The sequence below is a fragment of the Pseudomonas sp. C5pp genome (assembly GCF_000814065.1).
GTDB lineage: Bacteria > Pseudomonadota > Gammaproteobacteria > Pseudomonadales > Pseudomonadaceae > Aquipseudomonas > Aquipseudomonas asiatica.
The window spans coordinates 59056-79481 of sequence record NZ_JWLN01000028.1 but is presented as its reverse complement, the minus strand read 5'-3'; the positions used below and the strand labels follow the sequence as shown (position 1 = coordinate 79481).

The 20426-nt window shown below is 63.9% G+C and carries 16 protein-coding genes and 2 tRNA genes; 11 read left to right on the top strand and 7 right to left on the bottom strand.

All coding sequences use genetic code 11. From position 1 onward, the window contains the following. Nucleotide 1: 1 nt before the first annotated feature. The 3 genes from sugE to rdgC form a co-directional block, all read right to left on the bottom strand. Nucleotides 2-319 carry a quaternary ammonium compound efflux SMR transporter SugE gene (gene sugE, locus RR51_RS21055; protein ID WP_009686221.1) on the bottom strand — a complete coding sequence of 106 codons (318 nt, stop codon included), beginning with the start codon at nucleotides 317-319 and terminating at the stop codon, nucleotides 2-4. 230 nt (nucleotides 320-549) lie between these two features. Then, complete coding sequence (locus tag RR51_RS21050; RefSeq protein ID WP_039614584.1) at nucleotides 550-1515, bottom strand: bile acid:sodium symporter family protein; 966 nt, start codon at nucleotides 1513-1515, stop codon at nucleotides 550-552. Between the two features lie 188 nt (nucleotides 1516-1703). Next, nucleotides 1704-2624, bottom strand: a complete 921-nt coding sequence (gene rdgC / locus RR51_RS21045; protein ID WP_013971401.1) for a recombination-associated protein RdgC — start codon at nucleotides 2622-2624, stop codon at nucleotides 1704-1706. A 217-nt stretch (nucleotides 2625-2841) separates the two neighbouring features. Here rdgC and RR51_RS21040 point away from each other — a divergent pair. Further along, nucleotides 2842-2917, top strand: a tRNA-Val gene (locus RR51_RS21040). Between the two features lie 13 nt (nucleotides 2918-2930). Further along, nucleotides 2931-3007: transfer RNA gene (locus tag RR51_RS21035), tRNA-Asp, on the top strand. 208 nt (nucleotides 3008-3215) lie between these two features. Here RR51_RS21035 and map read toward each other — a convergent pair. Then, nucleotides 3216-4064 (bottom strand): type I methionyl aminopeptidase, encoded by an 849-nt coding sequence (gene map / locus RR51_RS21030; protein WP_080676024.1) that lies wholly within the window; start codon nucleotides 4062-4064, stop codon nucleotides 3216-3218. A gap of 265 nt (nucleotides 4065-4329) precedes the next feature. On the opposite strand from map, the gene RR51_RS21025 reads away from it, so the two are divergent. From RR51_RS21025 to RR51_RS20990, 8 genes are all read left to right on the top strand, one after another. After that, on the top strand, nucleotides 4330-8355 hold the full coding sequence (locus tag RR51_RS21025; RefSeq protein WP_039614583.1) for a bifunctional nitrate reductase/sulfite reductase flavoprotein subunit alpha: 4026 nt from the start codon (nucleotides 4330-4332) through the stop codon (nucleotides 8353-8355). Nucleotides 8356-8659: 304 nt separating this feature from the next. Beyond that, a complete protein-coding gene (gene nirB / locus RR51_RS21020; RefSeq protein ID WP_039614582.1) occupies nucleotides 8660-11212 on the top strand; it encodes a nitrite reductase large subunit NirB in 2553 nt (850 codons plus the stop codon). Continuing rightward, nucleotides 11212-11574, top strand: a complete 363-nt coding sequence (gene nirD, locus RR51_RS21015) for a nitrite reductase small subunit NirD (protein ID WP_003257344.1) — start codon at nucleotides 11212-11214, stop codon at nucleotides 11572-11574. Before nirB ends, nirD begins: the two co-directional genes overlap by 1 nt. A 151-nt stretch (nucleotides 11575-11725) precedes the next feature. Continuing rightward, on the top strand, nucleotides 11726-12658 hold the full coding sequence (pcaQ, locus tag RR51_RS21010) for a pca operon transcription factor PcaQ (protein ID WP_039614581.1): 933 nt from the start codon (nucleotides 11726-11728) through the stop codon (nucleotides 12656-12658). A gap of 335 nt (nucleotides 12659-12993) precedes the next feature. Continuing rightward, nucleotides 12994-13758, top strand: a complete 765-nt coding sequence (locus RR51_RS21005; RefSeq protein ID WP_003257347.1) for an FKBP-type peptidyl-prolyl cis-trans isomerase — start codon at nucleotides 12994-12996, stop codon at nucleotides 13756-13758. A 292-nt stretch (nucleotides 13759-14050) separates the two neighbouring features. Further along, nucleotides 14051-14491 (top strand): YkvA family protein, encoded by a 441-nt coding sequence (locus RR51_RS21000; protein WP_003257348.1) that lies wholly within the window; start codon nucleotides 14051-14053, stop codon nucleotides 14489-14491. Nucleotides 14492-14602: 111 nt separating this feature from the next. Then, a complete protein-coding gene (locus RR51_RS20995; protein ID WP_039614580.1) occupies nucleotides 14603-14941 on the top strand; it encodes a helix-turn-helix domain-containing protein in 339 nt (112 codons plus the stop codon). Beyond that, nucleotides 14938-15306 carry a hypothetical protein gene (locus RR51_RS20990; RefSeq protein WP_013971408.1) on the top strand — a complete coding sequence of 123 codons (369 nt, stop codon included), beginning with the start codon at nucleotides 14938-14940 and terminating at the stop codon, nucleotides 15304-15306. The genes RR51_RS20995 and RR51_RS20990 overlap by 4 nt, the downstream gene beginning before the upstream one ends. A gap of 48 nt (nucleotides 15307-15354) precedes the next feature. On the opposite strand, the gene RR51_RS20985 is transcribed toward RR51_RS20990, so the two are convergent. Both RR51_RS20985 and RR51_RS20980 read right to left on the bottom strand, forming a co-directional pair. Beyond that, nucleotides 15355-16335: an EAL domain-containing protein gene (locus tag RR51_RS20985; protein WP_039614579.1), complete on the bottom strand. Its 981-nt coding sequence runs from the start codon at nucleotides 16333-16335 to the stop codon at nucleotides 15355-15357. Between the two features lie 116 nt (nucleotides 16336-16451). Next, nucleotides 16452-18533 (bottom strand): carboxy terminal-processing peptidase, encoded by a 2082-nt coding sequence (locus RR51_RS20980; RefSeq protein WP_013971410.1) that lies wholly within the window; start codon nucleotides 18531-18533, stop codon nucleotides 16452-16454. Nucleotides 18534-18677: 144 nt separating this feature from the next. Here RR51_RS20980 and RR51_RS20975 point away from each other — a divergent pair, with 144 nt between their 5' ends. Continuing rightward, nucleotides 18678-19640: an NAD(P)H-quinone oxidoreductase gene (locus RR51_RS20975; RefSeq protein ID WP_039614578.1), complete on the top strand. Its 963-nt coding sequence runs from the start codon at nucleotides 18678-18680 to the stop codon at nucleotides 19638-19640. Nucleotides 19641-19763: 123 nt separating this feature from the next. On the opposite strand, the gene RR51_RS20970 is transcribed toward RR51_RS20975, so the two are convergent. Then, the gene (locus RR51_RS20970) at nucleotides 19764-20417 is read right to left on the bottom strand and encodes an HAD family hydrolase (protein ID WP_039614577.1); all 654 of its coding nucleotides are present in this window, start codon (nucleotides 20415-20417) and stop codon (nucleotides 19764-19766) included. Between the last annotated feature and the right edge of the window lie 9 nt (nucleotides 20418-20426).

The window sequence follows — 20426 nt, the reverse complement described above, 5'->3', positions numbered from 1 at the left end:
GTCAGCTGGCGCTGACTTTCAGGCCGACCAGGCCGGTAATGATCAGCGCCACGCTGACCAGGCGTACCAGGGCCATGGACTCGCCGAACAGGATGATACCGGCGATCACCGTGCCGACGGCGCCGACGCCGGTCCAGATGGCATAGGCGGTACCCAGCGGCAGCTCTTTCATGGCCAGGCCCAGCAGGCCCAGGCTGATGGCCATGGCGGCGACGGTGAGGACGGTGGGCAGTGGCTTGCTGAAGCCGTCGGTGTATTTCAGGCCGACGGCCCAGCCGACCTCGAACAGGCCGGCGAAGAAAAGGATGATCCAGGACATGGTGCGTCTCCATCGTTGTGAATGATGGGGCCGTCCCCGGAATGGTCACGCGGTGCGTCGTGAGGTCGTCCTCACAGTGGGTGGCATGGTGCACATATGCAGCCCTCTGGGCAAGCCTGCGCGGGCCTCTTCGCGGGTAAACCCGCTCCTACAGGGATCTCCACAATTTTCAGACCTGTGCAGTACCTGTGGGAGCGGGTTTACCCGCGAAGGGGCCAGTGCAGGCAACATCAATGCCTGGCCGGCTCCCCACCTTCGGCTTCTGCCACAGGTTCCCCCATGCGCCGGAACCAGGTAGACAGCAGCGCCCCGGAAATATTGTGCCAAACGCTGAACAACGCACTCGGCACCGCAGCCAGCGGCGAAAAATGCGCCGCCGCCAGTGCCGCGCCCAGCCCGGAGTTCTGCATGCCCACCTCCAGCGCCAGCGACTTGCGCTGTGCCAGCGGCAGCTTGCACAGCCTGCCGGTCAGGTACCCCAGCAAGTAGCCGAAGCTGTTGTGCAATATCACCACCGCCATGATCAGCAGCCCCGACTCGGCGATCTTCGCCTGGCTGGCCGCCACCACCGCGCATACGATCATCACGATACTCACCACCGACACCAGCGGCAGTACCTGCACCGCCGCCTGCACCCGCGCGCCAAGCAGCCGCTGGGTCAGTACGCCGAGCACGATCGGCAGCATCACCAGCTGCAGGATCGACCAGAACATGTCCATGAAGGACACCGGCAGCCAGGCCGAGGCCAGGAACCAGATCAGCGCCGGAGTCAGCAGCGGGGCGAGCAGGGTGGTGACCGCAGCGATGGCCACCGCCAGCGCCAGGTCGCCGCGTGACAGCCAGACCATCACGTTCGACGCCGTGCCGCTCGGGCAGCAGCCAACCAGGATCACGCCCACGGCGATTTCTGGCGGCAGGTGGAACAGCTGGCACAGCAGCCAGGCCATGCCCGGCATGATCACGAAGTGCGCGACCACACCCAGCATCACCCGCCAGGGCTGGCGGGCGAGGGCGGCGAAGTCATCGAGCTTGAGGGTGAGGCCCATGCCGAACATCACCAGGCCCAGCAGCGGCACGATGGCCACCTTCAGAGCGATGAACCATTGCGGTTGCAGGAAGGCCAGTACGGCGAACACCAGCACCCACAGGGCGAAGGTATTGCCGACGAAGCGGCTGAGGGTGGCGAGGGCACGCATGGGGGGGCAATTCCTTTTTGTTTTATCGCTTCAAGAATTTCACTGGCCTCTTCGCGGGCTTGCCCGCTCCCACAGGTACACCACAGTACTCAGAAGCTGTGGTGTACCTGTGGGAGCGGGCAAGCCCGCGAAAGGGCCAGTACGGTCTGAGGATATCTCCCAGGCCAGCACCGGCATTTCAAAACCAGTCAGACCCCTTGCGGAATCTCTTCCCCACCCAGCGCCTCGAACAGCACCGGCAGGAATTCGGCAAAGGTCATCATCATCAGCTGGAAGCTGGCATCGAACTGTTGCGCAGCCTCATCGCCACCATCCTGTTCGGCCTGCTCCTGCAGCAGCTCTTCGAACTTCAGGCGCTTGATCACCATCTTGTCATCCAGAATGAACGACAGCTTGTCCTGCCAGGCCAGGGCCAGCTGGGTGACCACCTTGCCAGTGCTCAGGTGCAGCTGGATTTCCTCGCCGGTCAGGTCCTGGCGCTTGCAGCGCACGATGCCGCCGTCTTCGGCGGTGTCGCGCAGTTCGCATTCGTCCAGTACATAGAAGCCTTCAGCTGCTTCCTGCGACTTGACCCACTCGGTCATGGTGGCAACCGGTGCGATTTTCACGGTGGCCGGACGCACCGGCAGCGAGCCCATCACTTCACGCAAAGTCGACAGCAGGTCTTCGGCACGCTTGGCGCTGGCCGAGTTGACCAGAATCACGCCCAGGCGCGGGGCGATGGCGGCGAAGATCATCGAGCGGCGAATGAACGCGCGCGGCAGGAAGGCCTGGATGATCTCGTCCTTGATCTGGTCGCGTTCTTTTTTATAGACCTTGCGCATCTGCTCGGTCTCGATCTCTTCGACCTTTTCCTTCACCGCGTCGTTGACCACGCTGCTGGGCAGGATGCGTTCCTCCTTGCGCGCGGCAATCAGCAGGTACTCGCCGCTGACATGCACCAGGGGAGCGTCTTCGCCCTTGCCGAATGGCGCGACGAAACCGTAGGTGGTCAGCTCCTGGCTGGCGCAGGGGCGGGCCGGCTTGCTGGCCAGGGCCGCTTCCAGCGCTTCAGGCTCGAACGGGACTTCCTGGGTCAGACGGTAGGTCAGCAGGTTCTTGAACCACATGAGGGGCAATCTCTCCTTAATGCATAAGGCGGGCATTATTCTCCGAGCGGTGCTCTCAGGCCAACCCTGTCGGAGTGCCAGTAGCTGTAGCTGAATGTAAAGATGCACGTGGCAGCGCTAGGTCTTTGAAAGGCCTGAGGTTTTTTTTGAAAAAAGTTAAAAAAGTGCTTGCCAGGGTACGGGGTCGTCCGTAGAATGCGCGCCACACCGAGACGAAGGGTGATTAGCTCAGCCGGGAGAGCATCTGCCTTACAAGCAGAGGGTCGGCGGTTCGATCCCGTCATCACCCACCACTCGATGTTTAGCGCAGCGGTAGTTCAGTCGGTTAGAATACCGGCCTGTCACGCCGGGGGTCGCGGGTTCGAGTCCCGTCCGCTGCGCCATATTCCACTTCCAGGGCCTACTGAACACCCGGAAGTAACAGAGAAAGCGACCTTAGGGTCGCTTTTTTTGTTTCTGCAAAAAAACCATCAGGCGCTGCCTGGCCCCTGTGGGAGCGGGTTTACCCGCGAAGAATGCGACACGGTGCATGGCACCGGCTTTGCCGGTGTTCGCGGGTGAACCCGCTCCCACAGAGGATCTGTAGCAATTTCAGCGGCGACGCTCTTCTTCCCGTAAGGTCAGCACCTCGACCCCATCCTCGGTCACCGCCACGGTATGCTCCCACTGCGCCGACAAGCTGTGGTCGCGGGTAATCACTGTCCAGCCGTCCTTCAGCGTGCGCGTCCCGCGTCCGCCCTGGTTGATCATCGGTTCGATGGTAAACACCATCCCCGGCTTCAACTTCAGGCCCATCCCGCGCTGGCCAATGTGCAGCACCTCGGGCCCTTCATGCATCTGTTGGCCAATGCCATGCCCGCAGTACTCACGTACGACGCTGTAGCCCGCCGCTTCGGCATGGGTCTGGATGGCATGGCCAATATCACCCAGCGTAGCCCCGGGGCGTACCTGTTCGATGCCTTTCCATAGCGCGTCATAGGTGGTGTCGACCAGGCGCTGCGCCTCATCGCTGATCGGCCCGATGCTGTACATCTTCGACGAGTCGGCGATATAGCCGCCTTGTTCCAGGGTGATGTCGACGTTGATGATCGAGCCTTCCTTCAGCACTTCATCAACCTTGGGCATGCCATGGCACACCACATGGTCCACTGAGGTGTTGAGCGAATAGGGGAAACCATACTGGCCCTTGCTCGCCGGGCGGGCCTTGAGCGTGCCGACGATGAACGCCTCGGCGCGGTCGTTGATCTGCATGGTGGTCACGCCGGGGCGGATGAAGCTGTCGAGGTCGGCGAACACCTGGGCAAGCAGCTGGCCGGCGCGGCGCATCAGGTCGAGTTGGGCGGGGGTCTTGATAATCACCTGGGACATGGGGGGAGGGCAGTGGCTCATGCTGGAATGTGCCCCAGCATAGCGCCATGGGGTGCGGGGTTGCCATCGCATGGTGCACTCCTGTGCCGGCCCCTTCGCGGGTAAACCCGCTCCTACAGGTACATCACTGCCCTCAGGCCTTGCGATACCTCTGTGGGAGCGGGTTTACCCGCGAATGGGCCGGCACAGCTGGCCCATTAATTGCTGATCTACCGCTACCCAGGGCTATCAACGTCGACAGCCCACAAAACTTCACGACAAAGGCGCCGTGTTGCCCCGCTTGCCCAGCAAGCAGGGGCAGCCGGCGCCTTTTTGCGTTCCCTACAGGAGCCCGCCCATGGCCAACAGCGAAGTACGCAGCGTCTGCCCCTACTGCGGCGTCGGTTGCGGCATCGTCATGAGCGTCGCCGATGGCAAGGTCGGCAAGATCAGCGGCGACAAGCAGCACCCCAGCAACTTCGGCCGCCTGTGCACCAAAGGTCTCACCGCACACCTGCCGCTGACTGCTGCCGGGCGCATGGAGGATGCCTATGTGCGCCAGCAGCGCAGCCAGCAGCCAGCGCGTACCGGCATCGACCAGGCCATCGCCGCAGCCGCCGGGCGCTTGCGCGGCATCATCGACCAGCACGGCCCCGACGCCGTGGCGCTGTACGTGTCCGGGCAGATGTCGCTGGAGGCCCAGTACCTGGCCAACAAGCTGGCCAAGGGCTTTATCCGCACCCGCCACATCGAGTCCAACTCGCGCCTGTGCATGGCCAGTGCCGGCAGCGGCTACAAGCTGTCGCTCGGTGCCGATGGCCCGCCCGGCAGCTATCAGGACTTCGAGCACGCCGACGTATTCCTGGTGATCGGCGCCAACATGGCCGACTGTCACCCGATCCTGTTCCTGCGCCTGCTCGACCGGGTCAAGGCGGGGGCCAAGCTGATCGTCGTCGACCCGCGGCGCAGTGCCACCGCCGACAAGGCCGACCTGTTCCTGCAGGTGCGCCCCGGCAGCGACATGGCCTTGCTCAACGGCCTGCTGCACCTGCTGCTGCGTAACGGCCACACCGACCCTGACTTCATTACCCGCCACACTGAAGGCTGGGACGAACTGCCGGCCTTTCTCGATGACTACACCCCTGACCGCGTGGCCGCCATCACCGGGCTGGCCGAGGCCGACATCATCAGGGCCGCCGAATGGATCGGCAGCGCCAGCAACTGGATGAGCTGCTGGACCATGGGCCTGAACCAGAGCATCCATGGCACCTGGCACACCAATGCGATCTGCAACCTGCACCTGGCCACGGGCGCGATCTGCCGCCCGGGCAGCGGCCCGTTCTCGTTGACCGGCCAACCCAATGCCATGGGCGGCCGCGAGATGGGCTACATGGGCCCCGGCCTGCCAGGCCAGCGCTCGGCGCTGGTAGCGCAAGACCGTGCCTTCGTCGAGCAGCAGTGGCAACTGGCCCCGGGCAGCCTGCGCAGCGAATGCGGCGAGGGCACGGTGGCGCTGTTCGAGCAGATGAAAAGCGGCGTGGTAAAAGCCTGCTGGGTCATCTGCAGCAACCCGGTGGCCAGTGTCGCCAACCGCCAGCAGGTGATCGACGGCCTGCGCCAGGCTGAACTGGTGATTACCCAGGATGCCTTCCTCGACACCGAGACCAATCGCTACGCCGACATCCTGCTACCCGCTGCGCTGTGGGCCGAAGGCGAGGGCGTGATGATCAACAGCGAGCGCAACCTCACCCTCATGCCACGTGCCGTCGAACCGCCCGGGCAGAGCCTGCCGGACTGGCAAATCATCGCTCAAGTCGCCTGTGCCATGGGCTATGCCGACGCCTTCGACTACCCCGATGCGGAAGCTGTGTACGAGGAAATCCGCCGCTTCCACAACCCGGTCACCGGCTACGACCTGCGGGGCATCGGCTATGCCGAACTGCGCGAGCAGCCACACCAGTGGCCCTGCGCCCCAGGCAACAACAACCCGCGAAGCCCGCTGCGCTACCACAACGACGGCAGCAGCCAGACGCTGTTGCGCGATGCCCAGGGCGAGCGCCCGGTGTTGGCCTTCCCGACCGCCAGCGGCAAGGCCCGCTTCTTCGCCCGGCCCTGGTTGCCGGCGGCGGAGTTGCCGGATGGCAATTACCCCATGGTGCTGAATACCGGCCGCGTGCAGCACCAGTGGCACACCCTGACCAAGACCGGCAAGGTACCGGCGCTGAACAAGCTGGAGCCCGGCCCCTTCGTGGAAATCCACTGCGACGATGCTGCCCGGCTGGGCATCGCCGAAAAGGATCTGGTGGCCATTCGCTCGCGCCGCGGGCAGGCCGTGCTACCCGCGCGAATCAGCGACCGGGTCATGCCTGGCAACTGCTTTGCCCCGTTTCACTGGAATGACCTGATCGGCGAGCAACTGGCGATCAACGCCGTGACCTGCGATGCGGTCGACCCGCTGTCGCTGCAGCCGGCGTTCAAGCATTGTGCCGTGACCCTGGAGCGGGTCGCCGGTGAGCGCATCGAAGCCCTTGATCTGAACACTGCCAATCCGGAGCCTGCCCGCATGCCGACCGCCACCCTGTCCCGTCTGCTTGGCCTGGACACCCTGCCAGCTCCGGTGCTGGCCGAGGAAGAGCGCCATTACCTGCAAGGCTTTCTGCTGGGCCTGGACCAGGCCCGCGCCGAGGGCGTGCCCTGCCTGCCGGCCAGTGCGCCGCTGGCCGCCAACCGCCGGTTGTTCGTCGATGGCTTGCTGGCCGGGCTGTTCGCCCAGCCGGCGGTGCTGCCCGATGCGGCGTTGATGGCACCACGGCACCAGGTGCTGTGGGCTTCGCAAACCGGCAACGGCGAGCTGTTGGCCGAACGCTGTGCCGAGCGCCTGCGCGGTGCCGGCCTCGACGTGCAGCTCAGCTGCATGGAAGCGGTCACCCCGCGCCAGCTGCAGGGCGCCGCCAGCGTGGTGCTGATCGCCAGCACCTTTGGCGATGGTGACGCGCCCGACAGCGCAGCGGCATTCTGGCAAGCCTTGCAGGGCGAGGAGGGCGCCCACTGCGCCGAACTGCCTTTTGCCGTGCTGGCCCTGGGCGACTCCAGTTACGACCAGTTCTGCGGCTTTGGCCGCAAACTCGACCAACGCCTGGCCGAGCTGGGCGGGCGGCGCCTGCTGCAGCGGGTGGACTGCGAGCCGGACTTCGACGACGCCTTCGCCGCCTGGCTGGATGCGCTGCTGCCTACGCTTGGCAGCGCTGCTGCACCGCAACCGGTCACCGAGCCTGCGCCCGTGGCGGCCTATGGCAAGCAGCAACCCTGGGCTGCCACCTTGCTGGAAAACCGCCTGCTCAACGGCCCGGGTGCCAGCAAGGAAACCCGTCAACTGGTGTTCGACCTGAGCGGCAGCGGCTTCACCTATGCCGCCGGTGATGCCCTGGGCGTGTGGCCGCGCAACTGTCCCGCCCTGGTCGATGAGCTGCTGGCGCTGATACGGCTCGATGGCCAGACCATGGTCGAGCTGAAAGGCCAGCCCGCCATGCCGCTGACCGAAGCCCTGCAAGCGCACCTGGAAATCGCCAAGGTCACCACGCAGCAGTTGCAGGCCTTCGCCGGCAATGCCCCGGACCTGCAGCGACTGCTGCAGCCCGAGTGCAAGGCCGAGCTGCAGGACTGGTTGTGGGGGCGGCAACTGGTCGATGTGCTGCGCGCCTTCCCCCAGCAACTGCCGCTGGCCAGCTGGCTGGAGCTGCTCAAGCCGTTGCAGCCGCGCCTGTATTCGATCAGTTCCAGCCCGCTGGCGCACCCGCAGCAGGTGCACCTGACCGTTTCCACGGTGCGCTATGGCGCGCGCAAAGGGGTGTGTTCAAGCTTCCTCGCCGACCGTGCGCAGGCGCTGAAGGTTGCCATCTTCCCGCAGGTGTCGAAGCACTTTCGCCTGCCCGAGGACGACAGCGTGCCGGTGATCATGGTCGGTCCCGGCACCGGCATTGCGCCGTTCAGGGCCTTTCTCGAAGAACGAGAGGCACGTGGGGCGAAAGGGGCTAACTGGCTGTTCTTTGGCGAGCAGTACGCGGCAACCGATTTCTATTACCAGGAGCAGCTACAGGCCTGGCAGGCTGCAGGGCACTTGCGCCTGGACACAGCGTTCTCGCGCGACCAGGCCGAGAAGGTCTACGTGCAGCAGCGCATGCTCGAGCACGGCGCGCAGTTGTGGCAGTGGCTGGAGGCGGGCGCGTACTTCTATGTGTGTGGCGATGCGCAGCGCATGGCCAAGGATGTGGATGCGGCGTTGCGGGTCATCGTCGCCGAGCATGGCGGCATGGATGCCGCGGCGGCTGCGGTTTATGTCGAAGCGCTGGGCAGGGCCAAGCGGTATCGGCGGGATGTTTATTGAAGTGCACCGGGATGGGGTGTTGTGCACTGTGAATGTGCATGACCTGTGCCGGCCTCTTCGCGGGTAAACCCGCTCCCACAGGTACTGCACCGGTCTGAAAATTGTGGAGAACCCTGTAGGAGCGGGCGTGCCCGCGAAGAGGCCGGCACAGGCAACCCAGTTGGCACACTCCCTGCTTTACCCTGGATACAACAAAGCCCACTGATCAACGGCGATCAACCCGGGCCCCCTACCGTGATGAATACAGGCAAAGGCGCCTGGAGCTTCGGCTCCAGGCGCTTTTTTTTTGATCGAGGATCGGCTTATGAAGGCAACAGCGAGCAGCGGGCAACGAGAGCGACTGGTCATCGTCGGCAACGGCATGGTCGGCCATCATTGCGTCGAACAACTGGTCAGCCGCGGCGCCTTGCAGCGCTTCGAAGTGCATGTGTTCGGCGAAGAGCGCCAGCGTGCCTACGACCGCGTGCACCTGTCCGAGTACTTCGGCGGCAGCTGTGCCGAAACCCTGGCCCTGTGCGGGCAGGACTTCTACGGCGCCAACGGTGTGCACCTGCACCTCGGTGAAGCGGTGCTGGAAATCGACCGTGAGCACGCCGAAGTGGTCACCGCCGAGGGCCGCTACGGCTACGACCAGTTGGTGCTGGCCACGGGTTCCTATCCCTTCGTGCCACCGATCGAAGGCTCCAGCGGCAATGCCCGCCTGGTCTACCGCACCCTCGACGACCTCGACGCCATCCGCGCTGCCGCAGCCAGTGCCCGACGTGGCGTGGTAGTGGGCGGTGGCTTGCTTGGCCTGGAAGCAGCCAACGCCCTCAAGTCGCTGGGCCTGGAAGCCCACGTGGTGGAATTCGCCCCACGGCTGATGCCGGTGCAGCTGGACGGCGAGGGCGGTGCCGCGCTCAAGGCACAGATCGAAGCGCTGGGTGTTGGCGTGCATCTGTCGCGGGCCACCCAGTCGATCAGTGCGGGTGAAGACTACCGCTACCGCATGAACTTCGATGGCGGCGAGCACCTGGAAACCGACCTGATCGTGTTCTCCGCAGGTATACGCCCGCAGGATGCCCTGGGCCGTGCCTGTGGCCTGGACATCGCCGCGCGTGGTGGCGTGGTGATCGACAACCACTGCCGCAGCAGCGACCCACGCATCTTCGCCATCGGCGAGTGCGCCTCGTGGAACGGCAGCGTGTTCGGCCTGGTCGCCCCGGGCTACAGCATGGCGCGCAACCTGGCGGCATTGCTGATGGGCGAAGCCGCTGGCGAATTCACCGGTGCCGACATGTCGACCAAGCTCAAGTTGCTGGGCGTGGATGTCGGTTCCATCGGCGATGCCCATGGCGCCACCCCGGGCGCACGCAGCTACCGCTTCATCGACGAAGCCAACAGCGCCTACCGCCGGCTGGTGGTAGATGCCAGCGGCAAGCACGTGCTCGGTGCGGTGCTGGTGGGCGACAACAGCTACTACGACACCCTGCTGCAGTACGCCCAGAACGGCATCGCCCTGCCAGCCGACCCGGCGGCACTGATCCTGCCGCAAGGCGGCGGAGCACCGGCCCTGGGTGCCGATGCGCTGCCCGACAGCGCGACCATCTGTTCCTGCCACAACGTCAGCAAGGGCGCGGTCTGCGCCGCCATCGACAGCGGCTGCGGCGACCTTGCCGCAGTCAAGGGCTGCACCAAGGCCGCCACCGGTTGTGGTGGTTGCGCGGCACTGCTCAAGCAGGTATTCGAGCACGAGCTGACCGCTCGCGGCGTGGCGGTGGACAAGAGCCTGTGCGAGCACTTCGCCTACACCCGTCAGGAGCTGTACGGGCTGGTGCGGGTAGAGGGTATCCGCACCTTCAACGAACTGCTCGAACGCCACGGCAAGGGCCACGTTGGCTGCGACATCTGCAAGCCGGCGGTGGGCAGTATCCTCGCCTCGTGCTGGAACCAGCCGATCATGGACCCGGCGCTGGTGCCGCTGCAGGACACCAACGACACCTTCATGGCCAACATGCAGAAGAACGGCACCTACTCGGTGGTGCCGCGCATCCCCGGTGGTGAAATCACCCCCGACAAGCTCATCGTGATCGGCCAGGTGGCGAAAAAGTACGACCTGTACACCAAGATCACCGGCGGCCAGCGCATCGACCTGTTCGGCGCCCAGTTGCACGAGCTGCCGCTGATCTGGGGCGAGCTGATCGAGGCCGGCTTCGAAACCGGCCACGCCTACGGCAAGTCGACCCGCACGGTAAAGTCGTGCGTCGGCAGCACCTGGTGCCGTTATGGCGTGCAGGATAGCGTCGGCATGGCCCTGCGCCTGGAAGACCGCTACAAAGGCCTGCGCAGCCCGCACAAGCTCAAGTTCGCGGTGTCCGGCTGCACCCGCGAATGTGCCGAAGCACAGAGCAAGGACATCGGCGTGATTGCTACCGACAAGGGCTGGAACCTGTACGTATGCGGCAACGGCGGCATGCGCCCGCGGCACGCCGAACTGTTCGCCACCGACCTCGACGACGAAACACTGGTGCGCCTGATCGACCGCGTGCTGATGTTCTACATCCGCACCGCCGACAAACTGCAGCGCACCTCGGTGTGGCGCGAGAACCTGGAAGGTGGGCTGGACTACCTGAAGCAGGTGATCCTCGACGACAGCCTGGGCCTGGCCAGCGAGCTGGAGGCGCAGATGCAGCATGTGGTCGACCAGTATGAATGCGAATGGGCCAACGCCCTCAACGACCCCGAGAAGCTCAAGCGCTTCCGTACTTTCGTCAACGACCGCCGCGCCGACCCGGACGTGCACTTCGTGCGCGAACGCGAACAGCGCCGGCCTGCTGCGCCACTGCACCTGATCCCGACCATCGAGGAGGCTGTCTGATGAACTTGTCCAATGCTGCTGTGAAAACCCACGAGAACTGGCAGGTGGTGTGCCAGGCCGATGACCTGGTGGCTGATTCCGGGGTGGTGGTCTGGCTCGACGGGGCCCAGGTGGCGCTGTTCTACCTGCCGGGGCAGGCGCAGCCGCTGTACGCGGTGGACAACCGTGACCCGCGATCCGGCGCCAACATCATCGGCCGCGGCCTGGTTGGCAGTTTGCAGGGCGAGCTGGTGGTGGCCGCGCCGTTGTACAAGCAGCACTTCAGCCTGGAGAGCGGGGAGTGTCTGGAAGATGCCGGGCAGCGTTTGCGGGTGTGGCCGGTGCGTTTGAACGGGGAGGCGGTGGAATTGGCTGTGGCCTGATATTCATCTGCCGCCTGCACCGGCCTCTTCGCGGGCACGCCCGCTCCCACAGGTACTGCACAGGTCTGGAGAACTGCGGAGATGCCTGTGGGAGCGGGTTCACCCGCGAAAGGGCCGGTACAGGCTATCTGCATGCGGTAAGCTTGAGCCCATGAACCTCGACACCCGCATCAAGTACCGCCACCTGCTGTGCTTCCTGGAGATTGCCCGGCAGGGCAGCCTGGCCAGGGCTGCCGACATCCTGGCAATCAGCCAGCCAGCCATCTCCAAGACCCTCAAGGAACTCGAAGACCTGCTGGAAACGCGCCTGTTCGCGCGCAGCCGTCAGGGCGTCGAGCTGACCCCGGCCGGCACGCGTTTCATGCGCTACGCCGGGCCCAGCGTGCAGGCCCTGCGCGATGGCGTCAGCAGCCTGCGTGGCGAGGCGCGGGCGCCGTCGCAGGTGCGTATCGGTGTGCTGTCCACGGTCGAAGGCCTGCTCATGCCCGAAGTGCTGTGCCGCCTGCACCAGCGGCATGAGGCGCTGGTGATCAGTGTGGTCACCGGGGTCAGCGCGCAGCTGCTCGGCCAGTTGCGCCTCGGCGAACTGGAACTGGTGGTCGGGCGCATGACCGACAGCCCGCAGATCCAGGGCCTGTCGTTCGAGCACCTGTACAGCGAGTCGATGAGCCTGGTGGTGCGGCCAGGCCACCCGCTGCTGGCCAGCAAGCCAGTAGAGCGCGGGGAGGTTGGACATTACCCGCTGGTGCTGCCGCCAGCCGGTACCACCATCCGCCAGCATGCCGACAGCCTGTTCGTGCAATGTGGCATCCAGATGCCCGCCCAGCGCCTGGAAACCCTGTCGCTGGCGCTGAGCCGGCGCTACCTGCTGGGCAGCGATGCCGTGTGGGTGGCACCGCGCGATGCGGTGCTGCTCGACCTGCGCCGGGGCGAGCTGGTCGAGCTCGACCTGGGTGTGCGCGAGCCGGGCGGCTCGGTCGGCATCTGTCGCAATGCCGCCTTGCCGCAGAGCCTGCCTGGGCAGTGGGTATGCGAGGTGTTGCGCGAGGTAGCGGGGCAGTACCGAGAGGGCAGCTACCCCTGAACGCAGGTTTTTTTGGCCCTTTCGCCGGCAAGCCACACACAGGGATAGCAACTGCTTCCGGGCCTGTGGTGAACCTGTGGGAGCTGGCTTGCCGGCGATAGGGCCAGTGCAGGCTTTTCAGCATTCAGCTAAATAAATCCGCCGCAAAACCGGGCAAAGGCGCCGCAACCGATCAATACTGGCCAGTGGCTGCACATCCTTTGATGAATAAGCGTTTAACTACTGAACTTCCTTACCAAAACCCGCTCCTATGCCGGTAGCCATTGGTCATGGCCGCCTGCTAAGCTCGCGGCTTTACCCTGATTGCCCTTTTGGCGCATGAACAAGGAAATAGCATGAAACAGCATCGTTTGGCGGCTGCGGTTGCCCTGGTAGGCCTGGTACTGGCTGGCTGTGATCAACAGACCAGCAGCCCCGAGCTGAAGACTCCGGCACAGAAAGCCTCCTACGGTATCGGCCTGAACATGGGCAAGAGCCTGGCTCAGGAAGGCATGGAAGACCTTGATTCGAAAGCAGTAGCCCTCGGCATCGAAGACGCCGTTGGCAAGAAGGAACAGCGCATCAAGGACGAAGAGCTGGTAGAAGCCTTCACTGCGCTGCAGAAGCGTGCCGAAGAGCGCCTGGCCAAGGCCAGCGAAGAAGCCGCCTCCGCCGGCAAGAAATTCCTCGAGGAAAACGCCAAGAAGCCAGGCGTGGTCACCACTGCCTCGGGCTTGCAGTACGAAGTGGTCAAGAAGGCCGACGGCCCGCAGCCCAAGGCGACCGACGTGGTCACCGTCCACTACGAAGGCAAGCTGATCGATGGCAAGGTGTTCGACAGCTCCGTCGAGCGCGGCAGCCCGATCGACCTGCCGGTCAGCGGCGTGATCCCGGGTTGGGTCGAAGGCCTGCAGCTGATGCACGTCGGCGAGAAGTACAAGCTGTTCATCCCGGCTGAACTGGCTTACGGCGCACAAAGCCCAAGCCCGCTGATCCCGGCCAACTCGGTACTGGTATTCGACCTGGAACTGATCGCCATCAAGGATCCGGCCCAGCTGCAAGGCGCCGAGCCGGAAGCGGAAGCTCCTGCCGAGGCCCCGGCCGAAGCGCCTGCCAAGTAACACTGGCTGGTCCACGCAAAACGCCCCGTCCCGACGGGGCGTTTTCGTTTGTGCCGGGTAGTTGGACGAACCTGCAACTGCTGATACTGTCCGAGGAAATGCAGCGTGAAGAAGCAGAATGCTTCTGACGCAAACCGTTTGCGGCGTACGTACCCAAGGTGTGAAACGACTGTGTAAAAAACGCCCGATCTGACCGAGGCCCTTGCCTGGCAGGCACCTGGGGTCAGAAACGTCGCCCTGTTCACAAGGTTATCCACAATAAATGTGGATAACCTTTTCCTCTGGAGGCTCCATGAGCGCACCCTGGAATTTTGCCCGTTTCCTGCCGTTGGCCGAGCGCCTGCTCAGCCGCGGCCGGTTGCCCGCCTTGCTGTTCGCGGTAGCTCGCAAAGGCCCGCGCATCGGCCAGCTGCGTGAAGACGTGAAGCTGCTGCAGTCGCTGTGCCTGGCCTGGTGGCGCGGCGAGTACCGTGCCATCAGCCCCAAGGCGCTGGTCACCATCGTCGCCGGACTGCTGTATTTCGTCAGCCCCATCGACGCCATTCCCGACTGGCTGCTGGGCGTGGGTTTCCTCGATGACATCGCGGTGCTGGGCTGGATACTGAAGACCGTGGCTGACGAACTGGCGCGCTTCAAGGCCTGGCGCGACAGCCAGGCGCCCGAACGGCTGCGCGTGGTCGAGCGCCTGCCGGCCACCCCCGAAGCGCTGCGGTTGGAACGCAACACGCAGTGAAACTGGCCGCAACCGCAGCGCAACTGCACAGACCCCAGAGTTGGTAATATAATTGGCATAAGGGTTATGCCTACGGATTACATGCTGTAATCCTTTTTAAAGGGGTTTGTAATGGGTATTCAGGTCATCAGCCGGGACGGTCAACCCGAGTACGCCGTCGTTCCCTGGGAACAGTACCAGGCACTGCTCAAGGCCGCTGGGCAGGCACCAGCCGAGGTGGTTGCCAGTGAAGCGCAGGGCGATGCAGCCAGTGCGCCATTGCCGGCCTTCAGCGAAGTGGCACAGATTCGCCAGGCCAAGGGCATTGCCCCTGAGCAACTGGCGCGCAATGTCGGGGTAAGCCCGGCATACCTGGCCATGATCGAATCAGGTGAACGCCAGCCGGATGCTGCTATCCGCCGTGCCCTGGCCTGGCATCTGGGGGTGGCTGGCTGGAGCGAACCATCATGAGCCAGGTCAGGATCAGCCGTCAGCACTGGGATAACCTGCTGGGCGAGCTTGACCTGGCCCGTCGTCAACGTCACTTGCTGACCTATCGAGCGCTGATCGAGCGCTTGCAGTTGCCCAGCCCGGCCATGCAGACGCTGACGGCCGCGCTGGAGTATCTGGCGGTGCTGGATGCCCGCGCCGAGCAGCCATTGCGCAGCTCGCTGGTGATCAGCCAGGGTGCCAGCCGTTTGCCGCGTACCGGGTTTTTTGAGTGCGTTGAACGGTTGGGCCGATTTTCCGGGCCGGTCGACGGCATGGAAGCGGCCTCATGGCATGCCTCCGAGGTGGTCAGGGTGTTCGAGTACAGCTATCCCGAAACGGCCTGATTCGTTGCCTGTCCCGGCCTCTTCGCGGGTAAACCCGCTCCCACAGGTTCACCACAGGTCTTGAGCCTTGTGTTGTACCTGTGGGAGCGGGTTTACCCGCGAAGAGGCCGGAACAGGCAAAGCATCTCTGTGGATCAGCCCACAAGCCCTGCCATCGGCATCTACCACCTCCAATGACTCCAGGTGCCGGTGCCGGCCAAACAACTCCAGTAACTGCCCAATCGTCGCATTGAGCCGCACCGTCGGCTGTTCGGCCTGCGGAACGTTCATCAGCGCCGGTAGTGGCCGGCTTTCGCGCGCCCCCAGCTCCTGCGGCCGCCCCAGCAGGTAGCCCTGCACCAGGTCCACCCCCATATCCACCAGCACCGCCAGCTCCTCCGCCATTTCGATGCCTTCGGCAATTACCTGCGCCTTCGACGCTCGGGCAATCTGCAATATCGAACCGACAAATTCACGCTTGAGCGGGTCGCGGTGGATGCCGTCGATGAAGTGGCGATCGATTTTCACATATTCGGGGCGCAGCTCCGACCACAGGCGCAGGCTCGAATAACCCGCTCCCAGATCGTCGATGGCAATCGAGAAGCCCATGTCCCGGTAGTGGTGCAGGGCGTTGGACAGCAGCTGGAAGTCGTCGGTCGGGGTGTGTTCGGTCAGCTCGATTACCACCCGGCTAGGCGGCAGGCCGACCTGTCCGAGCAGTTTCAGGGTCTGCCCGGACGGGTAGTGCGGCTCGAGCAGCGATTCTGGCGAGATGTTGAGAAACAGTTTGCCCTGCAACTGCTGTTCGCTGAAACGCCGGCAGGCGCTTTCCCGGCAGGCAGCCTCCAGTTCGGTCAGGCGGCCGGCCTGGCGGGCGATGGTAAACAGGTTCAGCGGTGCGTGCAGCGGGCTGTTGGACGGCCCGCGGCTCAACGCCTCATGGCCGAAAACCCGTTGCTCGCTCAGGCACATGATCGGCTGGAACAGACTGTGGATGCTGCGTTGAGCCAGGATGGCACTCAAGGCACTGAGCTGTTCGGCGACGGTCATGGCGTATTCCTGAAAATGAAAGGGCCGGGCGATTCCACGCCCGGCCCCTCTATTTCACGACAGCGCGATGACTGTTTGATGACAAGTAGAGCTAATTTGCCATCATTGCTACAGTCTTACTTCTTGGCCACCTTGGTGCTTGCACTCAGGTAGTCGATAAGGATGCGGCCGGTTTCCGACAGGTAGGCATCGTCTTCCGGCTTGGTGTTTTCATCCTCGGTCGGCAGCGCGTCCTCGTCCTCTTTCTTCAGCTCCTTCAGCGGCTCTTCACCCTTGGCCTTGCGGCGGATGTTCTCCAGTGCCAGCTGCTTGGCCTCGATTGCATCGTGGCGTGCACGACGGTCCTGCTCGTTGAGGCTGACGGTCTTTTCGTTCATCAGCTTCTGGGTCAGGGCCAGGCGGTCGCGGATGTAGGTGAACTCTGCATCCTTGTCGCTGCGCGCTTCATGCTGGGCCTTGAGTTGGGCCAGGAACGGCTTGAACGGGTCGGCCGCCGGCTTGACCACCGGGCGAATGGTGTCCCACGGCATGGCCTCGGGCAGGGCGCTCTCGCCGATCTCTTTGGTATCGATGATCGACGGGTAGTCGATGTCCGGCAGCACGCCCTGATGCTGGGTGCTCTGCCCGGAAACCCGGTAGAACTTGGCCAGGGTAAGCTTCAGCTCGCCATGGTTGAGTGGCTGGATGGTCTGCACGGTGCCCTTGCCGAAGGTCTGGCCGCCGATGATCAGCGCACGGTGGTAGTCCTGCATGGCACCGGCGAAGATCTCCGAAGCCGAGGCCGACAGGCGGTTGACCAGCAGTGCCAATGGGCCTTTGTAGAAGGCACCGGGGTTTTCGTCTTCCAGCACGTCTACACGGCCGTCGCTGTTGCGCACCAGCACGGTCGGGCCTTTCTCGATGAACAGGCTGGTCAGCTCGGTGGCTTCCTGCAGCGATCCGCCGCCGTTGTTGCGCAGGTCGATGACCACGCCGTCGACTTTTTCTTTCTGCAGCTCGGTCAGCAGCTTCTTCACGTCACGCGTGGTGCTCTTGTACTCCGGGTCACCGGCGCGATAGGCCTTGAAGTCCAGGTAGAAGGCCGGGATCTCGATGATGCCCAGCTTGTAGTCACGCCCGTCCTGCTTGAGCTTGAGTACCGACTTCTTCGCTGCCTGCTCCTCGAGCTTCACCGCCTCGCGGGTGATCGACACGATCTTGCTGGTCTGGTCGCTAGGCGCGTTGCTGGCAGGGATGATCTCCAGGCGCACCACCGAGCCTTTCGGGCCGCGGATCAGCTTGACCACTTCGTCCAGGCGCCAGCCGACCACGTCGACCATTTCCTTGTTGCCCTGGGCCACGCCGATGATCTTGTCGGCCGGTGCCACCTGCTTGGTCTTGGCCGCCGGGCCAGCCGGCACCAGGCGCACGATCTTGACCTGGTCGTTGTCGCTTTGCAGCACTGCGCCGATGCCTTCCAGCGACAGGCTCATGTTGATGTCGAAGTTTTCTGCGTTGTCCGGCGACAGGTAGTTGGTGTGCGGGTCGTAGGACTGGGCGAAGGTATTGATGTAGGCCTGGAAGATGTCCTCGGCACGGGTCTGGTCCAGGCGCGACAGTTGGTTCTTGTAGCGCTTGGTCAGGGTTTCCTGGATCTGCTTGGGTTCCTTGCCGGCGATCTTCTGGCGCAGCACTTCGTCCTTGACGCGTTTGCGCCACAAATCGTCGAGCTCGGCCTGGTCCTTCATCCACGGGGCGTCCTTGCGGTCGATCAGCAAGGTTTCCTTGGCGTTGAAGTCGATCTTGTCCACGCCCTTGTTCAGCTCGGCCAGGGCGAAGTCCAGACGTTGCTTGACGCGGTCCAGATAGCGTTTGTAGATGGTGAAGCCCGGGTCCAGGTTACCGCTCTTGAGGAAATCGTCGAATTGCGTTTTCCATTTGTCGAATTCGGCGATGTCGGCAGCGGTGAAGTAGCTGCGCGCCGGGTCCAGCAGCTTGATGTAGCTGTCATAGATGATGACCGAACGGGCGTCGTCCAGCGGCGGCTTGCTGTAGTGGTGGCGCTTGAGCAATTCCACCACGTTGAGGCTGGCGACGATCTCGTCGCGGTCCGGCTGCAGGCTGTCCCATTTGTTGGCGGCCGCCGCATTGCCGCCGAGCGTGAGGCTGCCCAGGCCGATCATCAGCGCCAGGGCGGTGCTTGGGAGGAAATGCTTCATGCTGATTCGACGTGGAGACAATTGATCACGCATAGTAGGCCGTCTTTTCTGTTCACCGGTTGCAAAAAACCGGATGCATACTGCAAAAAGCCTGGGGACTTGGCGTTCCCAGGCTCGGTCATATGATTCAACTATGGAGGCACTGTGAAGGCATTGCAAGGCGTTGACGGACATGTGGCTTGGGTCGAGGCCGAGCGCCCGGCCTGCGACGCGGGTCAAGTGCGCATTCGCGTGGCTGCTGCGGGGCTGAACCGCGCCGATCTGCTGCAGATGAAAGGTTTGTACCCACCACCGCCAGGCGCCAGCCCGTACATGGGCCTGGAGTGCTCCGGGGTGATCGAGGAAGTGGGGGCCGGTGCCGACTGGCGGGTGGGTGACCGGGTGTGTGCGCTGCTGGCCAGCGGCGCCATGGCCGAGGAAGTGGTGGTGGATGCCCGCCACGTGCTGCCTGTGCCCGAAGGCCTTAGCCTGCACGAAGCGGCGGCGTTGCCGGAGGTATATGCCACTGCCTGGCTGAACATCTTCCAGCTGGGTGGCGTGAAAGCTGGCGAGAAGGTGCTGGTGCACGCTGGCGCCAGCGGCGTTGGCTCGGCAGCCATCCAGCTGTGCAAGGCGTTCGGCAGCCCGGTATGGGTCAGCGTCGGTTCCCAGGACCGCCTGGCCTACTGCGAGGCGCTGGGCGCCGCCGGTGGTGTGGTGCGTAACGAAAACCTGGAAGCGCTGGAAGGTTTTGGCCCGTTCGACGTGATTCTCGACCCGGTGGGCGCCAGCTACGGCGAGCTCAACCTCAAGTTGCTGGCGCGTGACGGGCGCTGGGTGATCATCGGTCTGATGGGCGGGCGCAAGTTCGAGCTGGACCTGGCACAGGTACTGGGCAAGCGCCTGGAGATTACCGGTTCCACGCTGCGCAACCGCGATGACGGCTTCAAGGCAGAGCTGTTGCGCGATTTGCAGCAGCAGGTGTGGCCGCTGTTTGCCGAAGGGCGCCTGTCGCCGCAGTTGGTGGATACCTACCCGGTGGAGTTTGCCCAGGCGGCGTATGCCGAGCTTGAGACCAACCAGGTGTCGGGCAAGTTGGTGATGGTGATCGACCCTAGCCTGATGTAAGCAGGCCTGGCCTCTTCGCGGGTGAACCCGCTCCCACAGGGATTACCACAGGCTTGAAAACTGTGTGGTCCCTGTGGGAGCGGGTTTACCCGCGAAAGGGCCGGTGCAGGCGATGCGATTACCTCAGGCCCAGCTCAGGATCGGCCACTTGTTGATCTCGGCATGCTCCCGCAACACCGCATCCGGGTTCACCACATGCGGATGATCCACCTTCAGCAACAGCGGCAAATCGTTGCGCGAGTCGGAATAGAAAGTCGCTCCTTCCAGGTTCTCCTGCTCCTGGTCCAGCCATTCCAGCAACCGCGTGATCTTCCCTTCGCGGTAGGTCAGCACCCCGTGGGTCTTGCCGGTATAAACCCCGTTCACCGCCTCCAGTTCGATCGCCAGGTATTCGTCCACCCCCAGCCGCGCCGCAATCGGCCCGACCAGGTGCGTACCCGACGCCGAAATGATCAGGATGCGATCCCCGCGCTTGCGGTGCTCGGCAATGCAGCGGCAGGCGTCGCCGTAGATGATTGGCTCGATCACCTCTTCGACCCACGGTGCTACCAGGTGCTCGACCTCTTCCAGGGTGCGCCCGGCAATCGGCTCCAGGCTGAAGGCCATGTAGTCCTCCATCCGCAGGTGGCCCTTGCCATAGGCTTCCATCAACTCATGGTCGCGGCGCAGGAAGGTTTTGCCGTCGACCCAGCCCAGCCGGGCCATCTGCTCGCTCCACAGTGAGGCGCAGTCGCCGTGGATCAGGGTTTCGTCCAGATCGAAAATTGCCAGTGCCATGGTGTTGAT